The sequence below is a fragment of the Clostridium sp. MCC353 genome (assembly GCF_018785315.1).
Taxonomy (GTDB): Bacteria; Bacillota; Clostridia; order Lachnospirales; family Lachnospiraceae; genus CHH4-2.
Genome location: NZ_WQPN01000031.1, coordinates 1 through 25,262 on the forward strand (window position 1 = coordinate 1; position 25,262 = coordinate 25,262).

Sequence of the window (25,262 nt, forward strand, 5' to 3'; positions counted from 1 at the left end):
AGCCTTAGTTCCACTTAACGGTTGGAATCAGACCCCTGTATCGTTGGTTTCCCCGGTACCGCTCCCCGGTCTTCCGTCCCGCCCTCCGCCCTCCCCGCTTTCCTGCGTATCTTTCTCACTTAAATCCCAATTTAAACCAACTTCAGCCACTCCTCTACAAAGAACAGCCCGCTCCCAATTGCCGGAGCCAGCGCCCCATGCTGCCCGGGCAGCAGAAAATTCTCAGGTGCGGGAAATGGGGAACGCTTTATTATCATATCCTCCAGCCGGTCAAAATCTTCCTGATTCATATAGCCGGCCAGAAGGCCGCTGACAATGACCTGGGAATCCAGTACCACCATTTGGTTGCGGATGGCAAAAGCCAGAGTATCCAGGTAGCGGGACCAGAAGGCTTTACAGGTATCGTCTCCTTGGCGCAGATGTTCGAAAAAGATATCCAGGGAAACGCCGGCCGCTTTTTTCAGGCTGTCGGCGCTGCAAAAGGTTTCCAGGCAGCCTTTTTGGCCGCAGTAACATTCCGGGCCGTTGGGATCAATGCATATATGTTCGATCAGTCCGCCATGCATGTCCAGGCCATCATAAATCTGCCTGTCCAGAATTAAAGCTCCGCCCATGTTTTGGTTAAGCAAAAGGACGAGAGCATTTTTTAACGATTTCCGTCCCCATAATTCTGCCTGGGCTGCGGCTTTAGAATCGTGGAAAAGGCGGGTTTTACAGGGGATATACCTGGCCAGATCCGAAAGCTTCAGGCCTGTGTGGTTTAGAATCTTTCCATAGCTGACGGCGCCGCCGTCTGAAGTGATAATACCCTGGATCGCGATGCCGGTTCCGAGAAGCTGGTTTTTATTAAAGTTTCCCTGCCGGATAAAATCAGCGGCCAGCCGTCCCAGGTTTTGGTAATAGTCGTCATCAGCCGAAAATGGCAGTTCACGGCGGGTTTTGGAAATGACGTTTCCATAAAGATCCATGGCGGCCATATGGACGGTATCCTTCAGTATGCCCATACCCAGGGCGATGCGGGCCTGTCTGACAATTTCAATGGTCTGGGCCTTGCGTCCGCCGGTGGATTCATAATAACCGGCCCTGCATATCAGCCCTTCTTCTTCCAATAGTTTCAGGTTATGGGTGACAGTAGAAAGGCTCAGATGCAGGGCGTCCACGATGTTCTGTTTGGACGTTGTTTTCTGTTCATAGATATAAGTATATATATTATGCCTGTTGATTTTTTTGACCTCCATGGTGGTCATGCCGGTTGCAGCCATAGTTTCCTCCATTTTGAAGCAGATTGACTGAATAAGTCTTATTGTTAAAGAGTTTACCATTATACATATAAAATGGCAACGGGAAACCATGAGGGGCCGGGCATTAGTGAGGTTTTGACAAATTAAAAGGTGTAGATTTAGTAATTCTGTCCATTGTATTTTGAGGCAGAATTCTTTATGATAGACTTATGAGTAATAGTTAATCAAAAGTATTAACTGAAAGAGGTGCTGTATGAAAAGTGCTGTATTTTATGGCAAACACGATTTAAGGGTTGAAGAGAGCCCCTTGCCTGAAGTCGGGGAAAAGGATGTGCTGATCGAAGTAAAAGCCTGCGGTGTCTGCGGTACGGACGTACATATTTATGAAGGCGATAAAGGAGCGGCCGATGTGACGCCCCCTACGATTCTCGGACATGAGTTTTCCGGTGTGATCGCAGAGGTGGGAAGCCAGGTTACCAAGTTTAAAGCCGGGGACCGGGTGTGCATTGATCCCAATTGCTACTGTGGTTCCTGCGATTTCTGCAGAAATGGGCTGGCACATTATTGTACGGATATGATTGGTTACGGAACCACGGTAAACGGCGGGTTTGCCCAGTTCTGCAGCGTTAACGAGCGCCAGGTTTATCTGCTTGGAGAAAATACCAGTTTTGAACAGGGGGCCATGGCAGAACCAGCCGCCTGCTGTCTCCATGGGATTGATATGTGTGAGATCCGCCCGGGCAGCAGCGTAGTTGTGATCGGCGGAGGCATGATCGGCCTTTTGATGCTTCAGCTTGCCAGACTTGCGGGCGCGTCCAGAATCGCTCTGGTAGAGCCTGTGGAGAGCAAACGTCAGGTGGCTCTCAAATTGGGAGCGGATCTGGTCATCGATCCTCTTAATGAAGATATAAAAAATAAGCTGAAAGAAAATGGTATGACTTGGGTGAATGCGGTGATCGAATGCGTTGGAAAGCCAGCCACTATCAGCCAGGCAATCGATATCGTTGGAAATACAGGCGTTGTAATGATGTTCGGCCTCACCAAACCGGATGAAACCATTTCCGTAAAGCCTTTTGAGATATTCCAGAAGGAAATTGTGCTGAAAGCTTCCTATATCAACCCATACACCCAGAAACGCGCATTGGAACTGATTGATTCCGGACGTTTGGATGTGAGCAGCATGATCTGTGAAGTATGCGGATTAGACGGGCTGGAAGGCATTTTAAGTGATCCGGCAGTCAGGGCAAGAGGTAAATTTATTATTTCACCGGATCGGTAAAGGGATTGAGGACGGTAAGAAATGCCGCTGTGATAAAGATCTTGGCTGATGGCTGGGAAGGCTTCTGCAGCAGAAGAACATGGCTAAGAACTGTAAATGCTTCCGCAGCAGAAAAACATGGCTAAAAGCTGTAAATGCTTCTGCGGCAGAAGCGCACGGCGGAATGCCGGCAAATGCATCTGCATTTGCCCAATATTTCCTGAACCCGGCAGGAACGTTTATAAACTTAATTTGATATTAGAAATAAGTGCTGTACAGCAATAGGGGATGTATAAAAAAGATTTTTTGTGAAAGTCAGCTGCCGTCTTGAAAATAATGGAAATAAAACGTATACTTATTTCGAAATAAAAAAATAGTAGGTGACGATCAAATGGCAAAAAAATCTTTAAAAGATGTAAAAGTAAATAACACGGCCCAGGTTTTGGAATATATCATGAAAAATGAACAGATATCCAGGATTGAGATTGCGGAAAGGACCAATCTTTCCCCCAGCACAGTGAGCCAGGCCGTATCCCTTTTAGTTGAAGAAGGCGTTGTGGAAGAACTTTGTGCCGGTGAATCTACCGGCGGAAGAAAACCCATCCTTCTGCGGGTTAAGCCGGGCTACGGCTGCATGATTACAGTGGAAGTGAAAAGAAATGGCGTGGAAGCCCATATGTTTGATCTGGCGGGAAATCTGCTCTGCACCCATTCACTGGCCAAGCGGAAACTGTCAGGCAACGGGCTTTTAGATTCAATAGCGGAATTTGTGGAGCAGGTGAAGCGGGGAGAAAAAGAAGCTCCGGCCAATGTGATTGGGATCGGACTGCTCTGTCAGGATGATATACCCGAATATGACCTGATGACAGAGTTTACAACTTCCCTTTCCAGCGATGTGATCCGTCTGGAAACAGCCCTGGCCACAAGATGCGGCGTTCCGGTAAAAAAAGAACTGATTAACCGCTACAGCCTGGATTATTATTTAAAGACCGTGGATGCAAGATGCACGGATTACGCTTACATAAACATCGGTGAGAGGGTGACCGCCAGTTTTGTTTTGAATAAGAAACTGGTGCACAGCTCCAGCGATTCCGTTTTCGATATCAGTTCCGCTGTTTTATGTGGCAGCTATGCCGGAGGGGGGCAGCAGCCGGGAATGGGAATCGCGTTGGCGCAAAAGGCCGTACAAAAGAAATATACCGTGGAACAGCTGGCAGACCAGCTTTCCCAGGTTTTAAAAAGCGCTCTTTTATTTTTCCCCATCGATGATGTGTTCATCGGAGGACAGATAGAGGGGCTGGATCAGATCGTTGAAATGGTTTCAGAGAAATTTTTATTTCATCCGGTTATAAGGAAAGCCGGAGAACCGGGCGGTTCCGTAAATTCCGTATTCGCCCGGCAGATTCTTGCGGAGAATTACAGAATGCTTGTTGAATACAGGTAAAAGAAGAATTCTCCGATAGAAAATCATAAAAAATGGCTGATAGTACTGCGCAGGTATGAGCCATTTTTATAAAAAATTTTAAAGGAGAAAAAGCTTATGGTACAAGGTATCCTGATTCTTTTATTTATGCTCATTATTATGGGACTTATGGTAACACGCAAGATGCCGACGGTTTTAGCATTATTTGTATTGGTGGTGGGGATCTGCCTGATCGGAGGCGTTCCGGCGGTAGGCAAGGATGCGGACGGCAATGCGATAGGATTTTTGCAGGTAGTGATTCAGGCCGGCGCGGTGAAATTGGGCGACGCCATTATGGTGGCGATTTTTGCCGGATGGCTGGGCATGGTCATGGAAAAGACGCGGATCAGCGAGACGATGATAAAAAAGGGAGCAGAGCTGGGCGGAGACAAGACCCTTGTTGTCACATTGGTTCTCTTTGTAGTGGCATCCCTGCTTTTCACAACTGTTAACGGGCTGGGGACCGTTATCATGGTGGGTACGATTGTGGTGCCGATTCTGGTATCCGTCGGCGCGGATAAGTTTACAGCCACTGCGGCTATGCTGTTCGCCTATTGTGTGGGAAATAACGTGAATCTGTCCAATGTGAACTCCATCGCGGCAGTGATCGGAGCCGAATTTGACGATGTATTCAGGATTCTGTTTATTTGCGCGGTCTGTGCATTTATATCCGGTATCATTTTCTTCTGCTGGCGTTATCGGAAAATGGGCAGAAAATACGCCTTTTCGGCTGTAGTAGGAGAAGAAGACAGCATTTACCAGATTAAAGGCGTGACAGGAGGCCTGGCTATGCTGACACCTCTCATTCCGCTGGTGCTGGTTATCGGCTTTAAATTCCCGTTAATCGCGTCATTTTTAGTTTCAATCGTGTGGGCATGTCTGTTTACCAGCGTAAAAGCGGGCTGGAAACGCACTATGAATATGCTGACAAAGGCATTGTTTGACGGCTTTTCTGCGGCGGCTCCATCTGCAACCCTGATGATCGGCATTGGTATGCTGCTTCAGGCCATCGGACAGCCCACTGTAAAAGAAGCTCTGACACCGATTATGATGGTGGTTACGCCCAGCGGCGTTGTTGGATTCATGATATTCTTTATCGTGCTGGCGCCTCTCTGCCTTTACCGCGGCCCGCTGAATCTCTGGGGACTGGGCGCAGGAATCGCTGCTCTCATGGTAGGCCTTAATGTACTGCCGTTAAATGCGGTGATGGGAGGATTCTGCGCGGTTTCCACCATGCAGCTTCTGTGCTGCCCGACGAATACCCATAATGTATGGGTGACAAGTTATACCGGTGAAGAAGTGACCTCTGTTACAAAACGCCTCCTTCCCTGGGTATGGCCTGTGGTAATTATCGGCGTAGTTGCGACCGTAGTCCTTTATATGTAGTTTTTTCGATATCCGAATAAACTGGAGAGTAATTGAACAGAGCTGCGGCCGGGGCTGCCCTGCCGCAGCAGAGGATGCCGGGGAGGAATGGGCAAAAATGGGCCGGATCCTGACGGACAGACATTATCTATGGAAAGGATTTATCAGATATGAAAGTTAGAATTGGTATTGATGTAGGAGGGACTTTCACGGATGCGGCGCTGATCAATAACGATACCTTTGAACTGATCAGTACGGCCAAAGTGCCCACCAGCCACAACGCCCCGGCAGGTGTGGCGGAAGGCATTGTGCAGGTGCTGAAGGCGATCATGGAACAAAATCAGGTGAAGCCGGAGGATGTCATGTTCATATCCCATGGAACAACCCAGGCCACCAACGCCCTGCTGGAAGGGGATGTGGTGAAAGTAGGCATTGTGACCATAGGAAAAGGGATAGAAGGGGCGAAATCCAAAAGCGATACGAACATGGGAGCCATTCCTCTGACCGCTTCCAAATACCTGAATACGGAAAATGAATACGTAGAAGGGGATACCGGTCATTTTGTCCAGGACATTGCCCAGGCAGTGGTGAATTTAAAGGGAAAGGGCTGTCTGGCAATCGTAGCGTCGGAGGCATTCAGCGTGGACCATCCGGAAAATGAAGGGAAAGTGCTGGAGATCTGCGAAAAAGAGCGGATAGCCGCTACTGCGACCAACGAAATCTCAAAACTTTACGGTTTGAAGGTGAGAACCCGGACCGCGGTGGTCAATGCCAGCATCATGCCAAAGATGCTGGACGCCGCCAACATGACGGAGGGCAGCATTAAAAATGCGGGCATCAAAACGCCTCTCATGGTCATGCGCTGTGACGGCGGGGTTATGACGGTGGAAGAGGTTCGGAAAAGGCCGATTCTCACCATTTTATCCGGCCCAGCGGCTGGTGTGGCGGGAGCCCTGATGTATGAGAAGCTGACCAATGGAATCTTTTTGGAAGTGGGCGGCACCAGTACCGACATTTCCTGTGTCAAAGACGGCAAGGTAATGGTGAAATATGCAGAAGTGGGCGGCCATAAGACCTATCTGACCTCTCTGGATGTGAGGACCGTGGGCATTGGCGGCGGCAGCATGATCCAGATTGAGGATGGGAAAATCAAGGATGTGGGCCCAAGAAGCGTCCATATCGCCGGTCTGGCTTATGAAGTGTATTCAAACCGGGATGAAATCATTAATCCCGTTCTGTGCGCGGTTAAACCAAAAGAATCAGACCCGGATTACGCCTGTATCCAGTGTGAAAATGGAAAGAGATACGCTTTGTCCCTGGCAGGAGCGGCAAATCTGGCCGGTTATGTGGCGGAAGGGGATTACGCCTTCGGAGATTTGGAAGCAGCTAAAAGGGCATGGAAACCTTTGGCGGATAATATGGGACTGACCGTGGAAGAGGCGGCAAAAGAAGCGCTCCGCCTGTCGGCCGTTAAAAACAGCCGGGTGGTGGAAGCCCTTCTGAACGATTATAATATGGACCGCAGGACCACTTTGCTGGTAGGCGGGGGCGGCGGAGCTTCCGCAGTTGTGCCTCATTTGGCTGAAACCATGTCTTTAAAGCATAAAAATGCCAAAAACGCGCCTGTCATTTCCACCATCGGAGTGGCTTTAGCCATGATCCGGGACATGGTTGAACGGACCATTTCCAACCCTACGGAACAGGATATCCTGTCAGTGCGCCGGGAAGCGGAGGAGCGTGCCATCCAATCAGGCGCCTCCCCTGAAACGGTGGAAGTGTCCGTGGAAGTGGATACCACCCAGAACCTGGTGCGGGCCATTGCCATAGGCACGACGGAAATGCGTTCGAAAGATTTGACAAAACGCCGCCTCTCAGAAGAGGAAATCCGTAAAAAGGTGGCGGAGAACATGGATGTGCCGGAAACACAAATTTTCACGGCCGCATCCAATGGGATGATCTATGCCATGCAGTATAAGATCGAGAAGAAGAAACTGTTCGGACTGTTCCGTGAGGTGACAAAACCCACATCCATCGTGGATGAAGAAGGCGTGATCCGCCTGCAGAAACGGGACGGCAAAATCCATGTCTGCAGCGGGGCCAATTGGGAAAGCGTGCTCATGAGATCCATGGAAGAACTTACGGAATACAATGACGGCGGCAAGACCCTGCCCAATGTCTACATGATTTTCGGCAAGCGGATTATCGATTTGTCGGGGCTGGCGGATGAAGAGCATGTAAAATCTTTAGCTGGAATCGAGCTGGCGTCTGTCCGGGAGGACGATAACATGATAATTCTCTGTTCGGCCAGAACGGACTGAGTTTCTAACCTGAAATGGGTCTGTTTGGACGGGATGGACTGAGTTTCTAACCTGAAAGGTGCCTGTCCGGTCGTAACGGACTGAGTTTAAACAAAAAAGGAGTTGGCGATGAAGGAATTTCCCTTCCCTGATAAAGAAAACAGCATGAATGATCTCAGGCAGGACTATGTTTTCCCCAAAATAGAGGAAGAACGGGTGGACGGGATATTTGCGGATGCCTGGAATGTGGGGGAAACGCAGGCCAGATTATTCCTGGAAACACACCATAATGACGGAAAACTGGATATGCTGGACATTTTACAAAAAAGCGGCGTTAAGGTGGTTTATAAGGAAATGGATTACGTGCTGGGAAAGCGCAGATATTTCTGCGAGTATCTGTCGGGAAAGGACCTTTTGAAGATTTATACGAAGTCAGTGGCCCTTTGGTGTGAAAATAATGGCTTTTCGTATGAGGAAGGGCTGAATGTAATTCTTTGCCATGAGTATTTTCATTATCTGGAATGTCATAAAATCGGCATGACTTCCCGCAGATATCAGGTGCCGATCCTGAAAATAGGCCCGATAAAGCTTGGTAAAACCGGGGTTCCGTCCTTGAGTGAAATCGGCGCCAACGCATTTGCGGGAGTATGTTACAAATATCTGGTGGAAGAGGAAAGGCGTTAGTGTGAAAAATAATCCTGATGGCTTATTTTTCACACCCAAATTTGTGCCGGAGCCACAAATTTGAATCGCAGCTGGGAATCTGAAATTTTCAGCGCGCGCCTGCGCAACGCAAGATTTGCGTTAGCAATATTTGCGCATAAACTGCTCCGGCAAGGAGGAATTAGAATGCAGTATACAAAACAAATCAACCGGGAAATTAAAACAGATGTGCTGGTAATTGGGGGAGGTTCGGCCGGTTTCGGAGCGGCTGTGGCATCGGCCAGAAACGGAGCGGAAACCCTTCTCATTGAACGGGCGCAGATGATGGGCGGTATGGCTACCGCCGGATTGGTAGGGCCGTTTATGACCTGTTATGATGACGGGCCTACGGAACAGATTGTCAAAGGCATTTTTGATGAACTGTGCGTAAGAACGGAAGAGCGGGGCGGGGCAGTCCATCCGTCCAAGGTAGGGGGAATGACCCCTTACAGCTCCTATTATGTGAGAAGCCATTGCCATGTGACGCCATTTTTATCGGAAACCCTGGAAATCGTGATGGAAGAGATGGTAATAGAGGCGGGAGCGAAGATTCTGTACAATGTCCAGATGTGCGATGTTCTGACTGACAACGGGACAATAACCGGCATTTTAGTTTCCATGAAAGAGGGCCTGACCCTGATCACTGCGAAAACGTATATCGACTGTACGGGAGATGCTGACGCGGCATATTATGCCGGCGCCGAGTGTGTGGCCGGAGATGAAAAAGACGGTGTGATGCAGCCTGTGACCCTGTTTTTCGAGGTGGGAAATATCGACCGGGATAAGTTCATAGGGGCGTTGGAAGAGAGAAAGGCCAATGGAGAACTGGGTATTCCGGGTGAAAACTGCTGGTCCTGGTACATAAAAGAAGCCAGGGCCAATGGGGACTGGGATATTGAGCGCAATGAAATCGGAAATTATGAACAGCCGGTAAAAGGGCGTTTTAAGATCAATACCACCAGAATTGCCCACATCGACGCCACCAATACGGAGCAGATCACGGCGGCCGTGATGGAAGGCCGGAAGCAGGTTCAGAAGGTGATGAAGTTTTTACAGAAGTACGTGCCGGGCTGCGAGGAAATCCAGCTTTTGCAGGTGGCTTCCACGTTGGGCGTCCGGGAAACGAGACATATCAAAGGACGTTATAAACTGACGGCTCAGGATATTATGGAAAGAAAGCATTTTGACGACGCTATATGCACGTTCGCCTATGCCATTGACATTCACAATTCAGAAGGCGGAGGCGCAACCTTCCAGCAGGTAAACGGATATTATACGATCCCGTTTGGCTGTCTGGTGCCGGAAAATGTGGGCAATCTGCTGGTGGCGGGACGCTGTATCAGCGGCACATCGGAAGCGGCTGCCAGTTACCGGGTCATTCCATGCTGTATCGCCACCGGGCAGGCCGCGGGAACGGCTGCCGCGCTGGCTTTGAAAGCGGGAAAACTACCGGGGGATGTGGATATCTCAGAACTGCGGAAGGTTTTAGTGGAGCAGGGCGCTGTGATAAAAGACTAAGATATTATGAAATCTCATTGTTATTGTTCACAGCCCACGCTGGCGGACCCGGCCTGGCGGCCGTGCCGCTTTGCGGGGCACCGTCTTCCGCCGTTTGAACTCATGGTTTCGGCCAGGACAACTCTAAGACCGGAAGGGGATAGAAATAAGGGGACCGATGACATTTATCGAGAAGTCCTGAAGGCCTTCTCGATTCAGGTCCTCTGAAAATCTGACTTTGAATGTCAGATTTTCCCCCTTATTTCTATCCCCTTCCAGTCTAAGAGTTGTGGATGGCCTGCAAAAATCGTTCAAACGGCGGAAGGCGGAGCCCCGCAAAGCGGCACGGCCGCCAGGCCTGGCCCGCAAGCGTGGGCTGTAAACAGTAGCGTCTCATTACATGACCTTAATCAGTTATCCAAATAATGGTTCACAGACCTTAATCAGTTATCCAAATAATGGTTGAGAAGTTCCCGTATTGATGATATACTAAAAAATAAGCTGTCTTTATTCTAAATTTGCGGAAGCGAACCGCAGTCATTTGGCCGTTTCGGCCCAATTATCCAAGTTAAGTAACAATTAGTTTTTGTAGTAGTTCAGAACTGTTACAGTTTTTTGATCTGTAAGTTTTTGGGATGATATTTCACGATTGAAGTCATCTCTGTTTTTGATTATAATAAAAGGAGAATACCAGATGGAAGAAAAACCATTACAATGGCACGCGGCATTTCAGGCGGCTTTGCAGTTTGAATTGATGGAAGACCGGGAGTTTTTGCAGTTTTTAAAGGAGTATAACCTGAGCGAGAAACCGCTTCAGATTGACACTCTGATCATTAAACTGGAGCCGGGAAGGAAGGTCAAAAAGAGCCTTGGGCGGATATTCAGACAGTATAATGTGGTGGAGTATAAAAGTCCCAGTGACTATTTAAGCGTTAATGATTTCTATAAAGTGATGGGATATGCCTGCCTGTATCAGTCGGATACAGAAAAGGTAATGGAGATACGGCCTGAGGATTTAACTGTAACACTGATAAGCAGCCACTATCCCAGAGAAATGATCCGCTATCTGGGCGGGCAGTATGGAATCACGGTAACCAGTGCCTATCCGGGCATCTATTATGTGGAAGGTCTTCTATTTCCCATACAGATACTCGTTACGAAGAATCTGTCAAAGGAAGAACATGTCTGGTTAAGCCGTTTGAGATGTGATTTAGAGATAAAGAAAGATATTGAGCCATTGGCAAGAGCGTATGAAGGAAAACAAAAAAATCCATTGTATGCAGCTGTGATGGATTTGATCATCCGGGCCAATCGAAAACAGTATGAGGAGGGAAAGAAAATGTGTGAAGCATTGAGGGAATTGTTTGCAGATGAACTGGAACAGGGAGTAAGGCATGGCGTTGAATTGGGGATGGAAAAAGGGATACAGGCAATGATTTTAGACAATATGGAAGAGGGCGTGACGGCAGAGCGGATATGTGAAAAACTTCAAAGAAGATTTGAGCTGACTCCGGAAAAGGCGAGAGAATATATTGATAAATATGGGACTGAAAAATGACGTTCCGTTTTATCTGCTTTAGTTACATCTGCAATTGGATTTCTGAAACCAGCGCATTTTTGGCGCCACCGCAAACGCTTGTTTTTACTGTCATACTACAAAAAGAATAAGCGGGTTTTCAGAATCATATTGCCCGCTTATCTTTGTCAAAACAGCCTTTTTCCGTCGGAAATGTCGATTCCTAAGGATTTTGCCAAGCTGGATTGCTTATATGGATTGATTTTTTCCACAATGCCGTTTCGTTTGAAGAAGGAGCCCGTATTTTTAAACCAAAAAGTCACATCCGCCTTCATGCACTGTTCCCGGATATCCAGAACCCAGTCATAATCGCATTCCCGGGCGTCCCGGCCTGTCTCACCGCCAACGGTAACATGGTCCACGCCGTGGAGATAGGCTGTCAAATCGATGGGCTCTAAAAGCGGCGCACAGCCAATAAAACGCCGTTTGAGCGGATAGGACAAGAATAGAGGAAGCCTGTAGTCGGCTGATTTCTGATTTTCAACCGTACATCCAAGGTTTACATTGTCATACCCTTCACCCCAGTCAGAAGGAAGCGATATGGGAAAACGGTCGATCCGCTTTGTCAGGATCAGAAAATCAATGTCTTTTCGTTCCCGGATCATAGCCCATGCATCCTTTCGCCATTCATCCGCTTCGGGGAGAAAAAAGTCGGTTGCAAAGCAGGTGGCAAGAATTTTGTTTCCCTTAATGTTGTATTCGCCTTTTGAATTTTTCCTGACAGGCCAATCAAATTTATCTGTTTTCACTATGGTGTTTTGACCATACCGCTTGGCATTAGGCCCGTAAAAATAACAATTTGTACAGCCTTCGCTGATTTTATAACATCCAGTCCATGGTTCCCAATTCATACAAACCTCCTTGTATTCTGCTGCAGTTACATCATGATAATCAAACATTTGGCTCAGTTTACATTCAGTTCTTTCTGCAGTTTCTCAAAAAGCAGCGATACATGATAACCGTCCGCAATCGCATGTGAGACCTGCACTGTAAAAGGGCACATATATTTTCCGTTGATATCCTCATATTTTCCCAGCGTAATCATCTTTATAATCTGCGTTTCCCCCAATTTAGAATTGGAGGAAAAATGTTCAAAATGCAGCCATGGAATACATGAAACATTGAAAATGTTGGGCGGCAGATCTCCCTGGGGAACGATTGTGTTGGAATCTGCATAATTTGCTACAGTTTTTTTATATTCCCTATCAAATTCAGAGTAACTTTCTTTCATATCTGCATAAAGTGTAAAAAATAATTTTGTCTTTTGGCTGAAGGAGGAGAAGGTGGGGACTATTTTTTCCCATGCAGCCAGCCGTCCTTCAACAATATCGTATTTGAAATTTTCAATGGTATTCACCACCTGATAGAGTTTAAACAATAGATAGGATTGAAAATTAACAGATTCGCCTTTACATTTTCTAACCGCAGATGTAACATCAATTTTTGCTGTAAACTCAATTGTAGTGCCTTTGCTCATAAAATAATGAAAATAGCCGGCCCTGTCAAATGTTTCTGTATCTATAAACCTATATGTTTCCATAATAAACCTCCATGCCGGAGCACTTTTTCAGACTCCTGTATTTTGACGTCCCATTAAACAGGTCTTTATTTTACTGTAAATCTGTAATATCTCCCCGTTGTGACAATTTCCCCGCCATTGCATTCATAAGGGACATCTTTCTCATAAGAAAACCCGAGTTTTTGAATGACATTTCCAGAAGCAGGATTTTCTATTGCATGGACAGCGATGCACTCCCGGATGTTCAAAATTTCCCGGGCATACTGCATCACCCGGCCCATCGCTTCTGAGGCATATCCCCTTCCCCAGAACTTTTTCCCCAGATTGTATGAAATATCCCAATTATCCTCTTCTTCATTAAAGTAAATCAGACAAGTTCCTATGACTTCCCATGTGTTTTTCAAAAGAATGATCCATCTGTACCACTTGCTGTTTTCTATATTGCCCAGTTCAAAGTCCACAAATTCTCTTGCATCTTCCAGATCCTCGCTGGCCTTCCAAAACATGTATCTTGAAACATCTTCATCCTGCATCCAGCAATTGAAGATATCATCCACATCGTCTGCATGAACATTTCTTAATATTAAACGTTCCGTTTCCAATTCAGGTGTAGGCATATTTTTTCCTCCATGCCGAAGCATTTTTGTCAATCCATTTTGTTAAATACGGCTGTCCGTTCCTTCATGGAAATTTTGCCAACCTGGTAGCCGTATTCAGTAAGCTCTTTTTTATACTTTAAGAAAGAGTGGTCAATTGGGATTCCTCTGCACCTTTCAATTGTCCCGGTTCATATAAACGCCGTTTAAATTACAAAATAAGTGATGATACCTGCGATTCCCACCATTAAAAATACAATACCTCCAATGCGCAGATTCAGCTTATATAAATCGGAAGGTTCGGCAGAAGAATCATTTTTCCAGCTTTCCGTGATCTGATAAAAGAGATCAGGAGCCGCAAGCATGAGGATTCCAAGGGCCAAAAGTACCAATCCGCCAATCAGCAGTTTCATTTAAATTCCTCCCCTCCATCAGGTCTGATCAGCAGGCTCTGTCTGTCAAAACTGACAGATTCTGCTTTAGTACCAGTCTAAAGTATCCGGCCTGACTTGTCAAATTACTTTCTGGCGGCATTCAGTTACTGGTCACAGCCCCTCAGGCGGACCCGGCTGCCCCTCCTTCCTGGCGTAACTTATTGAAATATCCCTGATAATAGGGTATACTGTAAAAGAATTTCGTGAAAGTGAGGAAACAATGAAGCAGACTTATAGAAAAGCCCTCTATTTCAGCATACCTGTTTTAGGTGTTCTTTTTTGTTTATGGTATATAAAGACAGCCACCTTTGACATTGTATACACAGATTATATCCGTTTGGTGAACAGCTATCTGCCGGATGTGTGGAACCCGGACAAGTTCTTTGTGCCGGATATTCTGACCCGGATTCCGGTCAACTATCTGGCCAGAATCATCAATGTGACGTTTTTTGGTTACCGGACTACCTTTGATATGGGGCTTGGGGCCCTGGGGCTGGGGCTGGCAGCCGTGGTATTTGCCTGCTACAGTTTACGGCGTTCGGTATCTGCCCCATGGTTTCTGATCATGATGGCGGTGATGTTCAGTCTGAATAAATGGGAGATGCTGACCAATGGCTCCGGCTGGGCGCATTTTCTGGCAATCGGATGCTTTTATTACCATTACATGGTCATTGACCGGGTATGGAGCGGGGAAGAAAAGAAGGCCGACCGGGCGCTGCTCATAATTCTGCCGTGGATCATTACCCTGGGAACCGCGGGCCCTTACTGCGCCATTTATTCCGTAACCCTCCTGCTCACCTATCTATGCCTGTATATTCTGGAATGGAAAGGGCGGAGAAAGAAAAAGGACAACCGGTATATTCTCTATTCCATCAGCGCACTGATACCGCTCCTTCTCTATATGTGGAGCAATTCCTATGCGGTGGAGGATCATGCGGATGCCGTTAACCTATCAATCGGAGAAGCTTTTGGTATGGATCCTGTGTTTCCGGTCCGTTTTTTGATTAAATCCTGTTCCTCCATGGTTTTCGGAGAGGAAGTTCTCAACAGCTGGATCAGACCGGAGCCGCCCAAGGCGCCTGTGCTGCCGGAGTGGACGGTTTATGCCCTGGGGATTGCAGTGATTGTCTGTTATTTATTTGCCCTTTGGCTGAATTTCCGTTACCGTATGTATGAGAAGACGGTTCTGCCCTGTATGCTTATAGCTGCGGGCGGCATGAACCATCTGCTGATCATGGTTTCCAGATGGATCTTTTTAAAGGATGAGTACGGCATGAGTTCCCGCTATGCCCTTCAATATCAGGTGGGGATTTTGGGCATTATACTGACCATAGCCCTATTATGGAAGAAGATAAACGGCAGCGCAGTGAAGGCGGCAGCAGCCCTTTGCTGTTTCATATTTTTGGCGGGAAATATATGTACCACATATAAAGAGATGAAAAAAGCGCCATACCGGGAAGAATACGGTGAGAGGATCGCAGCGGCGGCTTTGCAGTTTGAAACCCTCAGTGATGATGAACTGAAGAATGCTTTTGATTACAGAAAAAGCCGGGAAGACAGCGGGCAGAAGGTGAGAAGCGCTTTGGAGATTTTAAAAGAACAGAAATGGAATGTATTCAGGGAACAATAGATGAAGGAAAAGCCGTTCTGACGGAAGGAGAAAAACATATGAAAGTTGTTATTTTAGCCGGTGGCCTTGGTACCAGAATCAGTGAAGAGAGCCATTTAAAGCCCAAACCTATGATTGAAATCGGCGGTAAGCCCATTCTCTGGCATATTATGAAATATTATTCCCAGTTTGGTTTTCATGAATTTGTGATCTGCCTGGGATATAAACAATATGTGGTAAAAGAGTTTTTTGCGGATTATTTCCTTCACACCTCGGATGTGACCTTTGATCTGGCTAATAATAAGATGGAAGTCCACAATAACTATTCCGAACCGTGGAAAGTGACGCTGGTGGATACAGGGCTTCATACCATGACTGGCGGCAGAATCAAACGGATTAAAGAATATATTGGAAATGAACCATTTATGCTCACCTATGGGGACGGGGTTTCTACTGTTGATTTAAAGGCTCTGGAAGCATTTCACAGAAGCCATGGCAGGATCGCTACCATCACAACCGTAAATCTGGGGCAGATGAAGGGCGTGCTGGACATTGACGACGGCAATGTGATCCGGTCGTTCCGCGAAAAGGATGACAATGACGGCGCGCTGATCAACGGCGGATTTATGGTGATGAACCCGGAAGTGTTCGATTATCTGAAGGACGACGCCACCGTATTTGAACAGGAACCCATGCAGCGTCTGGCGGCGGAAGGCCAGTTGATGTCCTTCTACCACGAAGGCTTCTGGCAGTGTATGGACACCCAGAGAGAAATGATGAAATTAGAGAGCCTGTGGCAGACAGGAGAGGCTCCATGGAAGGTTTGGGAGAATTAAATGAAAGATTTTTATCAGGGAAAAAGAGTATTGGTAACGGGCCATACGGGATTTAAAGGTTCCTGGCTCATAAGAATGCTGACGCTGGCCGGAGCGGATGTGACCGGTTACGCGCTTGAGCCGCCCACCAGCCCATCGCTGTTTGCGGCGGCCGGGCTTGAGGACACGGTCCGTTCCGTGATCGGAGATATCAGGGACAGGGAACATTTAGCACGGGTATTTGAGGAAGTTCAGCCTGAAATCGTATTTCACCTGGCTGCCCAGCCCATTGTGAGGGATTCTTACAAAGATCCGGTTTACACCTATGAAACCAATGTGATGGGTACGGTCAATGTGCTGGAATGTGTGAGACAGAATCCCTGCGTCCGTTCATTTCTCAATGTGACCACAGATAAAGTTTATGAAAATAAGGAGTGGGAATACGGATACCGGGAATGCGACCCATTGGACGGTTATGACCCTTATTCCAACAGCAAGTCCTGTTCCGAACTGGTGACACACAGCTATAAGAAATCCTTTTTCGGGGACGGCCGATGCGCGATTTCCACTTCCCGGGCGGGAAATGTGATCGGAGGCGGCGATTTTGCCAATGACAGGATCATCCCGGACTGTATCAGGGCAGCAGCGGCAGGGCGGCAGATCGAAGTCAGGAATCCCCATTCCACAAGGCCGTACCAACTGGTGCTGGAACCGCTGTATGTATATATGATGATCGCGAAGTCCCAGTATGAGGATGGAAAATATCAGGGATACTATAATGTAGGGCCGGATGACTGCGACTGTGTGAACACAGGACGTTTGGTGGACATGTTCTGCGGGGCCTGGGGAGAAGGAACCGGCTGGACAGACCGTTTTGACGGCGGCCCTCATGAGGCCAATTTTCTGAAACTGGACTGCTCGAAACTTAAAACCGTATTTGGCTGGCATCCCCGTTATCATGTGGAAGAGGCTGTGGGGAAGACGGTGGAATGGTCAAAAGCCTATCTGGCCGGAGAGGACATGCTGGCGGTGATGGACCGGCAGATCAGCGAGTTTTGGAATGTGGACGAATAGAGAGATAAAGGACGGTGATTTTTGAAACCGCCGGAACTCGTATTAGAAATTAATAATCGAAATCAACAGTAAAACCGCAATAGAAATCAGCAATAGAAATCAGCAATAAACCGCCGCTTCTGCGGCAGACTGAGAGGACATCTATGTTTGAAAACAAAACAGAACAGCAGGCCAGAGAAGAGATTTTAGAGTTAGTTGAGGCCTACTGCGAACAATTTCATAATAAGAAGAAACCCTTTGAGCCGGGCGACCGCATATCTTATGCGTCCAGAGTATATGATAAAGAAGAAATGACCAATTTAGTGGACAGCGCCCTGGAATTCTGGCTGACTTCAGGCAGATATACGGATCAGTTCGAAGCTGATCTGGCAGAATACCTGGGAGTGCGTTTCTGTTCCCTGGTAAATTCAGGATCGTCCGCCAACTTAAACGCGTTCATGGCCCTGACTTCCAATCTGCTCGGGGAACGTCAGGTAAAACGGGGGGATGAAGTGATCACCGTGGCGGCCGGATTTCCGACTACCGTGACCCCGCTCATCCAGTACGGCGCGGTTCCGGTATTTGTGGATGTGACAATCCCTCAATATAATATCGATGTAACAAAGCTGGAAGACGCGTATTCGGAGAAAACAAAGGCGGTGATGATCGCCCATACCCTGGGCAACCCCTTTGATCTTTCGGCTGTGAAGGCGTTCTGTGACAGGCATAACCTGTGGCTCATTGAAGATAACTGCGATGCCCTGGGCAGCCGTTATATGATTGACGGGGAGATGAAGTTTACAGGCACCATAGGAGACATCGGAACCTCCAGCTTTTACCCGCCTCACCATATGACCATGGGAGAAGGGGGAGCTGTGTATACCAACAATCCCCTGCTCCATAAAATTATCCGCTCTTTCCGTGACTGGGGACGCGACTGTGTCTGCCCGTCAGGCCGCGATAATATGTGCGGCCACCGGTTTGACCGCCAGTACGGCCAATTGCCGCTGGGATATGACCACAAGTACGTATATTCCCATTTTGGATATAATTTAAAGGCCACAGACCTTCAGGCGGCCATCGGCTGTGCGCAGATTAAGAAATTCCCATCCTTTGTGGAGCGGAGAAAAGCCAATTTTGCAAGGCTGAAAGAGGGCTTAAAAGGTACGGAAGATAAGCTGGTTCTGCCGGAAGCTTGTAAGAACTCAGATCCAAGCTGGTTCGGTTTCTTAATCACCTGCCGGGAAGGTGTTGATCGGGCGAAAGTGGTGAGTTATGTGGAAGGCCATGGAATACAGACCAGAATGCTGTTTGCCGGAAACCTGACCAAACATCCTTGTTTTGACCAGATGAGAGAGACCGGAAGCGGATACAGAATAGCCGGAAGCCTGGAAAATACGGACCGCATTATGGAAGATACCTTCTGGGTAGGAGTTTATCCGGGAATGAGCGATGAGATGATCGATTATATGGCAAAGACCATCAGGGAAGCAATCCGTTAAAAACGGAGGACATCAAGGAGCCTGAACACATGAGCGATAAAAAAAATGCCTGTAACCTCACCCAGGTTCATGAGGCAAATTTAAAAATATTAAAAGAAATCGACAGAATCTGCCGGAAATATAAAATCAAATATCTGATGGACGCCGGAACCCTGCTGGGGGCGGTGCGCCATCAGGGGTTTATTCCCTGGGACGACGATGCGGATGTGGCATTTACCAGGAATAATTATGACGCGTTCTGTAAGGTGGTGAAACGGGAACTGCCGGAAGGCATGACGTTTTTTGACTGCACCACACTGAAAGGCGGGAAAGCTTTTTATGATTTTACATCCAGAATCATGTATGACAAGAGCAGAACCCACGAGGACACCCCGGAAATGCAGTATTACGAAGGCACACTGAACCATCTGTGGGTGGATCTTTTCATCATCGATGAGCTGCCGGAAAATAAGATTTCATCGGCCCTGACCCTGTTCCTTCATAAAGCGGTATACGGGCTGGCCATGGGACACCGCTATAAGCTGGACTTTTGCAAATACGGCCCGATGTATAAAGTGTTTGTGGGAGGACTGGCCGCAGTGGGGAAACTGATTCCCATGAAGTTCATTTTTAAACTTCAGCACATGCTGGCGGTGAAGGATAAAAAGGGAAAAAGCAGGCTGCGGTATTACAGCAATTACCAGCCCGACTACCTGTATGTGACCCTGCAGAAAGAATGGTGTGAGGAAACCGTGGATCTGGAATTTGAAGATACCAAACTGATGGCGCCGAAAGAATGGCACCAGGTCCTGACCTGGATATACGGCGACTATACGAAACTGCCGCCGGTGGATCAGCGGGTTCCGTCCCATTCCAGCATGGAGATTGAAATCTATGGATAAGAAAATATCAGTAGTAGTATCGGTATATAATGAAGAACTGGCTTTAAATCAGTTTTATGAAGAGACTGTAAAAATTTTAGAACGCCTCACCTGGGATTATGAACTGATCTTTGTCAATGACGGAAGCCAGGATGACAGTTACCGGATCATGTGCGGACTGGCCGGGAGAAACCATAAGGTGAAGACCGTGGATTTCTCCAGGAATTTCGGCCATGAAGCGGCCATGATCGCGGGGATCGATTACAGCACCGGGGATGGGATTGTCTGTATGGACGCGGATCTTCAGCACCCGCCGGAATGCATTCCCCGGATCATTGAAAAGATGGACCAGGGATACCAGGTGATCAACATGGTGAGGACGAAAAACCAGTCCGCCGGATGGTTCAAGAACCTGGCGTCAGGCGCGTTCTATGATCTGATCAACATGGTTTCGGATGTGAAATTCGAAAAAAATGCATCTGACTTCTTTGCCGTCAGCAGAAATGTGGCAGATGTCCTGAAAAAGAATTACCGGGAAAAGGTTCGTTTCCTGCGGGGATATGTACAGAACCTGGGGTTTAAGAAGACCACGCTGGAGTATGAGGCACGGGTGAGGGTGGCGGGAGAGAGCAAGTACAGCATCCGCAAATTAATGCGTTTTTCCGTTAATACCATCATGTGTTTTTCCAATCTGCCGCTGAAACTGGGCATCTATGCCGGAGTGTTCGCCGCGGTTTTAGGTCTGGCTGTGCTGGTTTATACGGTTTATTCCTGGGCGTCAGTGGGCACACCGCCGGGATATGCCACCATGATCGTGCTGATCTGCTTTATGTTTGCCATATTATTTATTATAGTGGGAATCATAGGGGAATATATATCCATTTTATTTTCAGAATTGAAGGACAGGCCGATCTACATTGTGGAAGAAACTAAAAATATGGAATAGAAAAGGCAGGATGAACAAATCATTTATGATTGTGGTTCATCTTGCCTTTTAATTATCTTCTTTTTTATTGATTGAATACAGATAGTTGGCGTATGAGATCAAATGTTTACGGTTTTCTTTGTTAAGAGACAACGACAGGGATAGGAAATCTCCAATCGTCGTATGATTTACAAATGGCTTATTTAAATCAGGGATGTACTGCCGGTATTCAGTCTTACCCAGCAGATAATCCGTTGTCACTCCGTAATACTCAGCAAGCCTTACCAGATGGCGTGAAGGAAATTCGTGGGAGCCGGTTTCATAATTGGAATATGACTGCTGTGTAATTCCCAGTATATGTGCAACCTGCTTTTGTTTCAGTTCGCGCTCTTCTCTCAATTCACGTATAATATCAGTGCTGTTCTTCATAAGCATCACCTTTCATTTCGTATAAATAATTTACCATAGAATTATAATCAGCGAAAAATATACAAGTATTATATGGAGAAAAATAACGAAATACACTTAAATATTGTACGTAAAAAGACGTAAAACCCAAAAACAATGTATTAAAAAGATGCGGGATGCCATATCGCCCGAAAAAGATTCCGTATTCGAATAAACTATACGAAAAAAAGGAGAGAGTAAAATGCAGGTATACGAAGCGACAAAACTACGGATCAAAGAATTGTGCAGACAGAATCGTATGTCAGAATATAGGCTGATATACAGGGCCGGGATGCCGCCTTCGACCGTAAAAAGTATTATGAATGGGAAAAGCAAAAATCCGGGGATTACGAATATTAAGAAGATTGCGGAGGGATTCGGCATCAGCATCCGGGAATTTTATGATTCAGATTTATTTGATAATCTGGAAACATAGAATTGACAGCCAAAGGGGGATTCATTTCACAATTTCATTATAGTTTTATCACAATTTCATCACAAATAACTGGTAGGATATAAACATAAAAAGAGTAAAACAATTCAGTTATCAAGATGAAGGGGGATCATATTATGTACGATGAGAATAATAAGAATGAATTCAATCATATGAATCCTGATGAACATAAAGAAGTCCCGGAGAGGGAAGGAATCTTTGACGGGCAGGCAGCATATCAGGATGTGCAGCGGGAAAACAAAAAAGAAGAGCCGGAGACGGTCAATTTTGTACTTCAGGAACCGGATGGAGCGGAAACGGTAAATCTGGAAAAGAAGAGTGAACCGGCAGCGCGGTATGAGGACCCGCAGGCCGGAGTTCAGCGGACAGAATATCATCAGGAAGAGGTACAGCCGGCGGGAGGGCAGCAGTTTGGCCAGAATATGGGGGCAGGCCAGAGCAGCCGGACAGACCAAAGTTTTCAGCCAGGCCAGAGCAGTCAGTATAGCCAAAGCACGCAGCCAGGCCAGAGCAGTCAGTATAGCCAAAGCACGCAGCCAGGCCAGAGCGGTCAGTTTAGCCAAAGCACGCAGTCAGGCCAGAGCAGTCAGTATAGCCAAAGCACGCAGTCAGGCCAGGCCGGCCAGTATAACCAAAGTACGCAGACAGGCCAGAGCGGCCAGTATAGCGCAGGACGCCGTCCGGATCAGCAGGCGGATTATTACCGCCAGTCCCAGCAGAACCCCAATGGATATTACCAGAATCCATATGCATCCGGCCCGGTATACAGCCAGGTTCCGCCGCAGCCTAAAAAAACTAAGAAAAAACATTCGATGGCAGGCAGGATTGCAGGAATTACTGCGGCAGCTCTGCTATTTGGCACGGTATCAGGCGCTGCGATGGTTGGAATCAATGTGGTTTCAGACCGGTTTTTCCAGGAATCCGTTCCGGCGGAGACAGAGCCGGTTACAATAGGAAGGGCGGAAACAGAAGCGGAAGAGCCCAAGAAAGAAACCATTGCCCAGGCATCCCAGGCCATTGTCACTGACGTATCTGCTATCGTTGAACGGGCCATGCCTTCTGTTGTGGCAATCAACAATACCATGCTCTACCAGGCCAATACCTGGTTCGGTCCTACTCAGACTTACGAAGTTCCCAGCAGCGGTTCCGGCATCATTGTAGGCCAGAACGATGAAGAACTTTTAATTGTAACCAATAACCATGTGGTGGCGGATTCCAACAATCTGAGCGTGGTGCTTATCGATGACCAGAGTGTTGAAGCAACCATTAAAGGCACTGATGCGGATTCCGATTTGGCTGTGGTGGCAGTTCCGTTATCCTCCATTTCTGCGGAAACATTATCCCAGATTTCAGTGGCTAAGATCGGCGATTCCGACAGCCTGAAAGTGGGCCAGGGCGTAATCGCTATCGGTAATGCCCTCGGATACGGACAGTCGGTAACCGTGGGATATGTCAGCGCATTGAACCGGGAAGTCAAGACGGAAGAATCTTCCACAAGAACTCTTCTTCAGACGGATGCGGCCATCAATCCGGGCAACAGCGGCGGCGCGCTCCTCAACATGCAGGGTGAACTGATCGGCATCAACGCAGCCAAATATTCCTCAACAGAGGTGGAAGGCATGGGATATGCCATTCCCATTTCCCAGGCCACGGATATCATCAATGAACTGATGAACAGGAAAACCAGGAATGCGGTAGAAGAGAGCAAACAGGGATATCTGGGCATTCAGGGGAAGAATATAGACGAAACGGCTGCCAGAGAATTCGGAATGCCGAGAGGCGTTTATGTATATAAGATTTTAGACGACGGAGCCGCGGCCCAGTCCACCCTCCGTGAAAAAGATATCATCACCAAATTTGACGGCCAGAGCATCCGCTCCATGACGGATCTCCAGGATCTTCTGACTTATTACGAAGGCGGAGAAACCGTAACATTGACCGTTCAGTCCCTGGCTGACGGGCAGTATGCGGAACGCAGCGTGGACGTGACCCTTGGTTTCCGTCCCCAGGTTGGAACTTCCAAATAATGAGAAGCCGGACTTCTTGTACCGGAGAGAAAAATGTATTATAATGAACCCATGGCTTTTTAGCCGTGGGTTCTTTCTTTCATGCCCAGAGTGTGAAGCAAAGATGGCGGGAAACCATTTTCACAGCGGATGGACATCCGATAGTTCCTGACTGTTTTTGGACCGGGAAAATGAGCCGTCTGAATTGTTACTTAATTTACTTCAGGAAAAGGAGAAAAAAGTTTGGAAAATAAGGACAAAGATTTAGAAGAGAATAAAACTACAGCAGACGAAGACGATAATAACGATTATGAAAATATATGTTATGTATGCCGCCGCCCGGAGAGCAAGGCCGGAAAGATGATCACCATGCCGGGAGGCATGTGCCTGTGCAATGACTGCATGCAGAAGGCATTTGATTCGGTTACTAAGGGGAATTTCGACTTTTCGCAGATTCAGAACATGCCGTACATGAACATGAATCTGAACGATTTTACCAATGTCCCTGAGATGGCCATTCCCAATAAGCAGAAGATCAAGAAAAAAGCGGTTAAAGAAGCGCCTAAACTGACCATCAAGGATATTCCTGCCCCCCACGTGATCAAAAGGCGTCTGGACGAGTATGTGATTGGCCAGGAAAAGGCAAAAAAAGTGGTATCCGTGGCTGTTTATAACCATTATAAGCGTGTAATGCTGGAACGCCCGTCGGACCAGGGAAATGATGAGGACGTTGCCATTGAAAAATCCAATATCCTCATGATCGGGCCCACAGGGAGCGGAAAAACTTATCTGGTAAAAACCCTTGCCCGTCTGCTGGACGTGCCGTTAGCCATAGCGGACGCCACTTCATTGACTGAGGCGGGTTATATCGGTGATGACATCGAAAGCGTGGTCTCAAAACTTCTGGCCGCCGCTGATAACGACGTGGAACGGGCGGAACACGGAATCATTTTCATTGATGAAATCGATAAAATCGCCAAAAAGAAGAATACCAATACCCGTGATGTGAGCGGGGAATCAGTGCAGCAGGAACTCTTAAAACTTCTGGAAGGAAGCAAGGTAGAAGTGCCGGTAGGTTCCAATCAGAAGAATGCCCTGACTCCTATGACCACTGTGAACACGGATCACATTTTATTCATATGCGGAGGGGCATTCCCGGATTTGGAAGATATCATAAAAGAGCGTCTGACAAAAAAATCATCCATCGGTTTTGAGGCGGACTTAAAAGACCGGTTTGACAATGATCCGGATCTGCTGGGCCAGGTGACCAATGCGGATTTGAGGGCATTTGGAATGATTCCGGAATTTCTCGGCCGTCTGCCGATCACCGTGACCCTGAAAGGGCTGACCGTGCCCATGATGATGGAGATTCTGCGCAAGCCTAAAAATGCCATCTTAAAGCAGTACATAAAGCTGCTGTCCCTCGATGAGGTGAAGCTCATTTTTGAAGATGACGCACTGGAATGGATTGCCCAGGAAGCGATTAAACGGGAGACGGGTGCCAGAGCCCTCCGCGCCATCATTGAAGAGTTTATGCTGGATATCATGTATGAGATCCCCAAGGATCCCAATATAGGATCTGTGGTAATCACCAGATCCTACCTTGAGAAAAGCGGCGGCCCTATGATCGAAATGAGAGGCTGA

General features: G+C 47.4%; 22 protein-coding genes. 16 read left to right on the forward strand and 6 right to left on the reverse strand.

Annotation, left to right across the window (positions count from 1 at the left end):
* Positions 1–131: 131 nt before the first annotated feature.
* Complete coding sequence (locus GPL15_RS07590; RefSeq protein ID WP_215697617.1) at positions 132–1,262, reverse strand: ROK family transcriptional regulator; 1,131 nt, start codon at positions 1,260–1,262, stop codon at positions 132–134.
* A gap of 232 nt (positions 1,263–1,494) precedes the next feature.
* Here GPL15_RS07590 and GPL15_RS07595 point away from each other — a divergent pair, with 232 nt between their 5' ends.
* The 7 genes from GPL15_RS07595 (at position 1,495) to GPL15_RS07625 (ending at position 11,380) form a co-directional block, all read left to right on the forward strand.
* Positions 1,495–2,520 carry a zinc-dependent alcohol dehydrogenase family protein gene (locus GPL15_RS07595; RefSeq protein ID WP_215697618.1) on the forward strand — a complete coding sequence of 342 codons (1,026 nt, stop codon included), beginning with the start codon at positions 1,495–1,497 and terminating at the stop codon, positions 2,518–2,520.
* A 370-nt stretch (positions 2,521–2,890) separates the two neighbouring features.
* Complete coding sequence (locus tag GPL15_RS07600; protein ID WP_215697619.1) at positions 2,891–3,943, forward strand: winged helix-turn-helix domain-containing protein; 1,053 nt, start codon at positions 2,891–2,893, stop codon at positions 3,941–3,943.
* A 96-nt stretch (positions 3,944–4,039) separates the two neighbouring features.
* Complete coding sequence (locus GPL15_RS07605; RefSeq protein ID WP_215697620.1) at positions 4,040–5,347, forward strand: C4-dicarboxylate ABC transporter; 1,308 nt, start codon at positions 4,040–4,042, stop codon at positions 5,345–5,347.
* A gap of 149 nt (positions 5,348–5,496) precedes the next feature.
* Complete coding sequence (locus GPL15_RS07610) at positions 5,497–7,644, forward strand: hydantoinase/oxoprolinase family protein (RefSeq protein ID WP_215697621.1); 2,148 nt, start codon at positions 5,497–5,499, stop codon at positions 7,642–7,644.
* A 108-nt stretch (positions 7,645–7,752) separates the two neighbouring features.
* Positions 7,753–8,307 (forward strand): hypothetical protein, encoded by a 555-nt coding sequence (locus tag GPL15_RS07615; RefSeq protein WP_215697623.1) that lies wholly within the window; start codon positions 7,753–7,755, stop codon positions 8,305–8,307.
* A 165-nt stretch (positions 8,308–8,472) separates the two neighbouring features.
* Positions 8,473–9,843 (forward strand): FAD-dependent oxidoreductase, encoded by a 1,371-nt coding sequence (locus GPL15_RS07620; protein ID WP_215697625.1) that lies wholly within the window; start codon positions 8,473–8,475, stop codon positions 9,841–9,843.
* A gap of 673 nt (positions 9,844–10,516) precedes the next feature.
* Positions 10,517–11,380 carry a 3-isopropylmalate dehydrogenase gene (locus tag GPL15_RS07625; protein WP_215697627.1) on the forward strand — a complete coding sequence of 288 codons (864 nt, stop codon included), beginning with the start codon at positions 10,517–10,519 and terminating at the stop codon, positions 11,378–11,380.
* A 146-nt stretch (positions 11,381–11,526) separates the two neighbouring features.
* Here the strand turns inward: GPL15_RS07625 and GPL15_RS07630 are convergent, their stop codons facing one another.
* The 4 genes from GPL15_RS07630 to GPL15_RS07645 all read right to left on the reverse strand — a co-directional run bounded on the left by GPL15_RS07630 (position 11,527) and on the right by GPL15_RS07645 (position 13,926).
* Positions 11,527–12,249: a DUF5131 family protein gene (locus GPL15_RS07630; protein WP_215697629.1), complete on the reverse strand. Its 723-nt coding sequence runs from the start codon at positions 12,247–12,249 to the stop codon at positions 11,527–11,529.
* A gap of 53 nt (positions 12,250–12,302) precedes the next feature.
* The gene (locus tag GPL15_RS07635; protein ID WP_215697631.1) at positions 12,303–12,938 is read right to left on the reverse strand and encodes a CatA-like O-acetyltransferase; all 636 of its coding nucleotides are present in this window, start codon (positions 12,936–12,938) and stop codon (positions 12,303–12,305) included.
* 65 nt (positions 12,939–13,003) lie between these two features.
* Complete coding sequence (locus tag GPL15_RS07640; RefSeq protein ID WP_215697633.1) at positions 13,004–13,534, reverse strand: GNAT family N-acetyltransferase; 531 nt, start codon at positions 13,532–13,534, stop codon at positions 13,004–13,006.
* Positions 13,535–13,719: 185 nt separating this feature from the next.
* On the reverse strand, positions 13,720–13,926 hold the full coding sequence (locus GPL15_RS07645) for a DUF6199 family natural product biosynthesis protein (RefSeq protein ID WP_215697635.1): 207 nt from the start codon (positions 13,924–13,926) through the stop codon (positions 13,720–13,722).
* A gap of 241 nt (positions 13,927–14,167) precedes the next feature.
* On the opposite strand from GPL15_RS07645, the gene GPL15_RS07650 reads away from it, so the two are divergent.
* From GPL15_RS07650 to GPL15_RS07675, 6 genes are all read left to right on the forward strand, one after another.
* Entirely contained in the window at positions 14,168–15,577 is a 1,410-nt protein-coding gene (locus tag GPL15_RS07650; RefSeq protein WP_215697637.1) for a hypothetical protein, read from the forward strand.
* Between the two features lie 38 nt (positions 15,578–15,615).
* Positions 15,616–16,392: a glucose-1-phosphate cytidylyltransferase gene (gene rfbF, locus GPL15_RS07655; protein ID WP_215697639.1), complete on the forward strand. Its 777-nt coding sequence runs from the start codon at positions 15,616–15,618 to the stop codon at positions 16,390–16,392.
* Positions 16,393–17,445: a CDP-glucose 4,6-dehydratase gene (rfbG, locus tag GPL15_RS07660; RefSeq protein ID WP_215697641.1), complete on the forward strand. Its 1,053-nt coding sequence runs from the start codon at positions 16,393–16,395 to the stop codon at positions 17,443–17,445.
* A 143-nt stretch (positions 17,446–17,588) separates the two neighbouring features.
* Positions 17,589–18,926, forward strand: a complete 1,338-nt coding sequence (gene rfbH, locus GPL15_RS07665) for a lipopolysaccharide biosynthesis protein RfbH (protein WP_215697643.1) — start codon at positions 17,589–17,591, stop codon at positions 18,924–18,926.
* A 29-nt stretch (positions 18,927–18,955) separates the two neighbouring features.
* Positions 18,956–19,807 (forward strand): LicD family protein, encoded by an 852-nt coding sequence (locus GPL15_RS07670; protein WP_215697645.1) that lies wholly within the window; start codon positions 18,956–18,958, stop codon positions 19,805–19,807.
* Entirely contained in the window at positions 19,800–20,732 is a 933-nt protein-coding gene (locus GPL15_RS07675; RefSeq protein WP_215697648.1) for a glycosyltransferase family 2 protein, read from the forward strand. The genes GPL15_RS07670 and GPL15_RS07675 overlap by 8 nt, the downstream gene beginning before the upstream one ends.
* A 48-nt stretch (positions 20,733–20,780) precedes the next feature.
* Here the strand turns inward: GPL15_RS07675 and GPL15_RS07680 are convergent, their stop codons facing one another.
* The gene (locus GPL15_RS07680) at positions 20,781–21,140 is read right to left on the reverse strand and encodes a helix-turn-helix transcriptional regulator (RefSeq protein WP_215697650.1); all 360 of its coding nucleotides are present in this window, start codon (positions 21,138–21,140) and stop codon (positions 20,781–20,783) included.
* Between the two features lie 220 nt (positions 21,141–21,360).
* Here GPL15_RS07680 and GPL15_RS07685 point away from each other — a divergent pair, with 220 nt between their 5' ends.
* The 3 genes from GPL15_RS07685 (at position 21,361) to clpX (ending at position 25,262) form a co-directional block, all read left to right on the forward strand.
* A complete protein-coding gene (locus tag GPL15_RS07685) occupies positions 21,361–21,594 on the forward strand; it encodes a helix-turn-helix transcriptional regulator (RefSeq protein WP_215697652.1) in 234 nt (77 codons plus the stop codon).
* Between the two features lie 134 nt (positions 21,595–21,728).
* The gene (locus GPL15_RS27935) at positions 21,729–23,639 is read left to right on the forward strand and encodes a trypsin-like peptidase domain-containing protein (protein ID WP_215697653.1); all 1,911 of its coding nucleotides are present in this window, start codon (positions 21,729–21,731) and stop codon (positions 23,637–23,639) included.
* 222 nt (positions 23,640–23,861) lie between these two features.
* The gene (clpX, locus tag GPL15_RS07695; RefSeq protein ID WP_215697655.1) at positions 23,862–25,262 is read left to right on the forward strand and encodes an ATP-dependent Clp protease ATP-binding subunit ClpX; all 1,401 of its coding nucleotides are present in this window, start codon (positions 23,862–23,864) and stop codon (positions 25,260–25,262) included.

Coding starts and splice junctions, on each gene's coding strand:
- GPL15_RS07685 (WP_215697652.1), top strand. CDS start 21,361: ATGCAGGTATACGAAGCGACAAAACTACGGATCAAAGAATTGTGCAGA.
- GPL15_RS07640 (WP_215697633.1), bottom strand. CDS start 13,534: ATGCCTACACCTGAATTGGAAACGGAACGTTTAATATTAAGAAATGTT.
- GPL15_RS07595 (WP_215697618.1), top strand. CDS start 1,495: ATGAAAAGTGCTGTATTTTATGGCAAACACGATTTAAGGGTTGAAGAG.
- GPL15_RS07610 (WP_215697621.1), top strand. CDS start 5,497: ATGAAAGTTAGAATTGGTATTGATGTAGGAGGGACTTTCACGGATGCG.
- GPL15_RS07600 (WP_215697619.1), top strand. CDS start 2,891: ATGGCAAAAAAATCTTTAAAAGATGTAAAAGTAAATAACACGGCCCAG.
- GPL15_RS07635 (WP_215697631.1), bottom strand. CDS start 12,938: ATGGAAACATATAGGTTTATAGATACAGAAACATTTGACAGGGCCGGC.
- GPL15_RS07650 (WP_215697637.1), top strand. CDS start 14,168: ATGAAGCAGACTTATAGAAAAGCCCTCTATTTCAGCATACCTGTTTTA.
- rfbH (WP_215697643.1), top strand. CDS start 17,589: ATGTTTGAAAACAAAACAGAACAGCAGGCCAGAGAAGAGATTTTAGAG.
- GPL15_RS07670 (WP_215697645.1), top strand. CDS start 18,956: ATGAGCGATAAAAAAAATGCCTGTAACCTCACCCAGGTTCATGAGGCA.
- GPL15_RS07605 (WP_215697620.1), top strand. CDS start 4,040: ATGGTACAAGGTATCCTGATTCTTTTATTTATGCTCATTATTATGGGA.
- rfbF (WP_215697639.1), top strand. CDS start 15,616: ATGAAAGTTGTTATTTTAGCCGGTGGCCTTGGTACCAGAATCAGTGAA.
- GPL15_RS07620 (WP_215697625.1), top strand. CDS start 8,473: ATGCAGTATACAAAACAAATCAACCGGGAAATTAAAACAGATGTGCTG.
- GPL15_RS07645 (WP_215697635.1), bottom strand. CDS start 13,926: ATGAAACTGCTGATTGGCGGATTGGTACTTTTGGCCCTTGGAATCCTC.
- GPL15_RS07590 (WP_215697617.1), bottom strand. CDS start 1,262: ATGGCTGCAACCGGCATGACCACCATGGAGGTCAAAAAAATCAACAGG.
- GPL15_RS07675 (WP_215697648.1), top strand. CDS start 19,800: ATGGATAAGAAAATATCAGTAGTAGTATCGGTATATAATGAAGAACTG.
- GPL15_RS27935 (WP_215697653.1), top strand. CDS start 21,729: ATGTACGATGAGAATAATAAGAATGAATTCAATCATATGAATCCTGAT.
- GPL15_RS07680 (WP_215697650.1), bottom strand. CDS start 21,140: ATGAAGAACAGCACTGATATTATACGTGAATTGAGAGAAGAGCGCGAA.
- GPL15_RS07615 (WP_215697623.1), top strand. CDS start 7,753: ATGAAGGAATTTCCCTTCCCTGATAAAGAAAACAGCATGAATGATCTC.
- GPL15_RS07630 (WP_215697629.1), bottom strand. CDS start 12,249: ATGAATTGGGAACCATGGACTGGATGTTATAAAATCAGCGAAGGCTGT.
- GPL15_RS07625 (WP_215697627.1), top strand. CDS start 10,517: ATGGAAGAAAAACCATTACAATGGCACGCGGCATTTCAGGCGGCTTTG.
- rfbG (WP_215697641.1), top strand. CDS start 16,393: ATGAAAGATTTTTATCAGGGAAAAAGAGTATTGGTAACGGGCCATACG.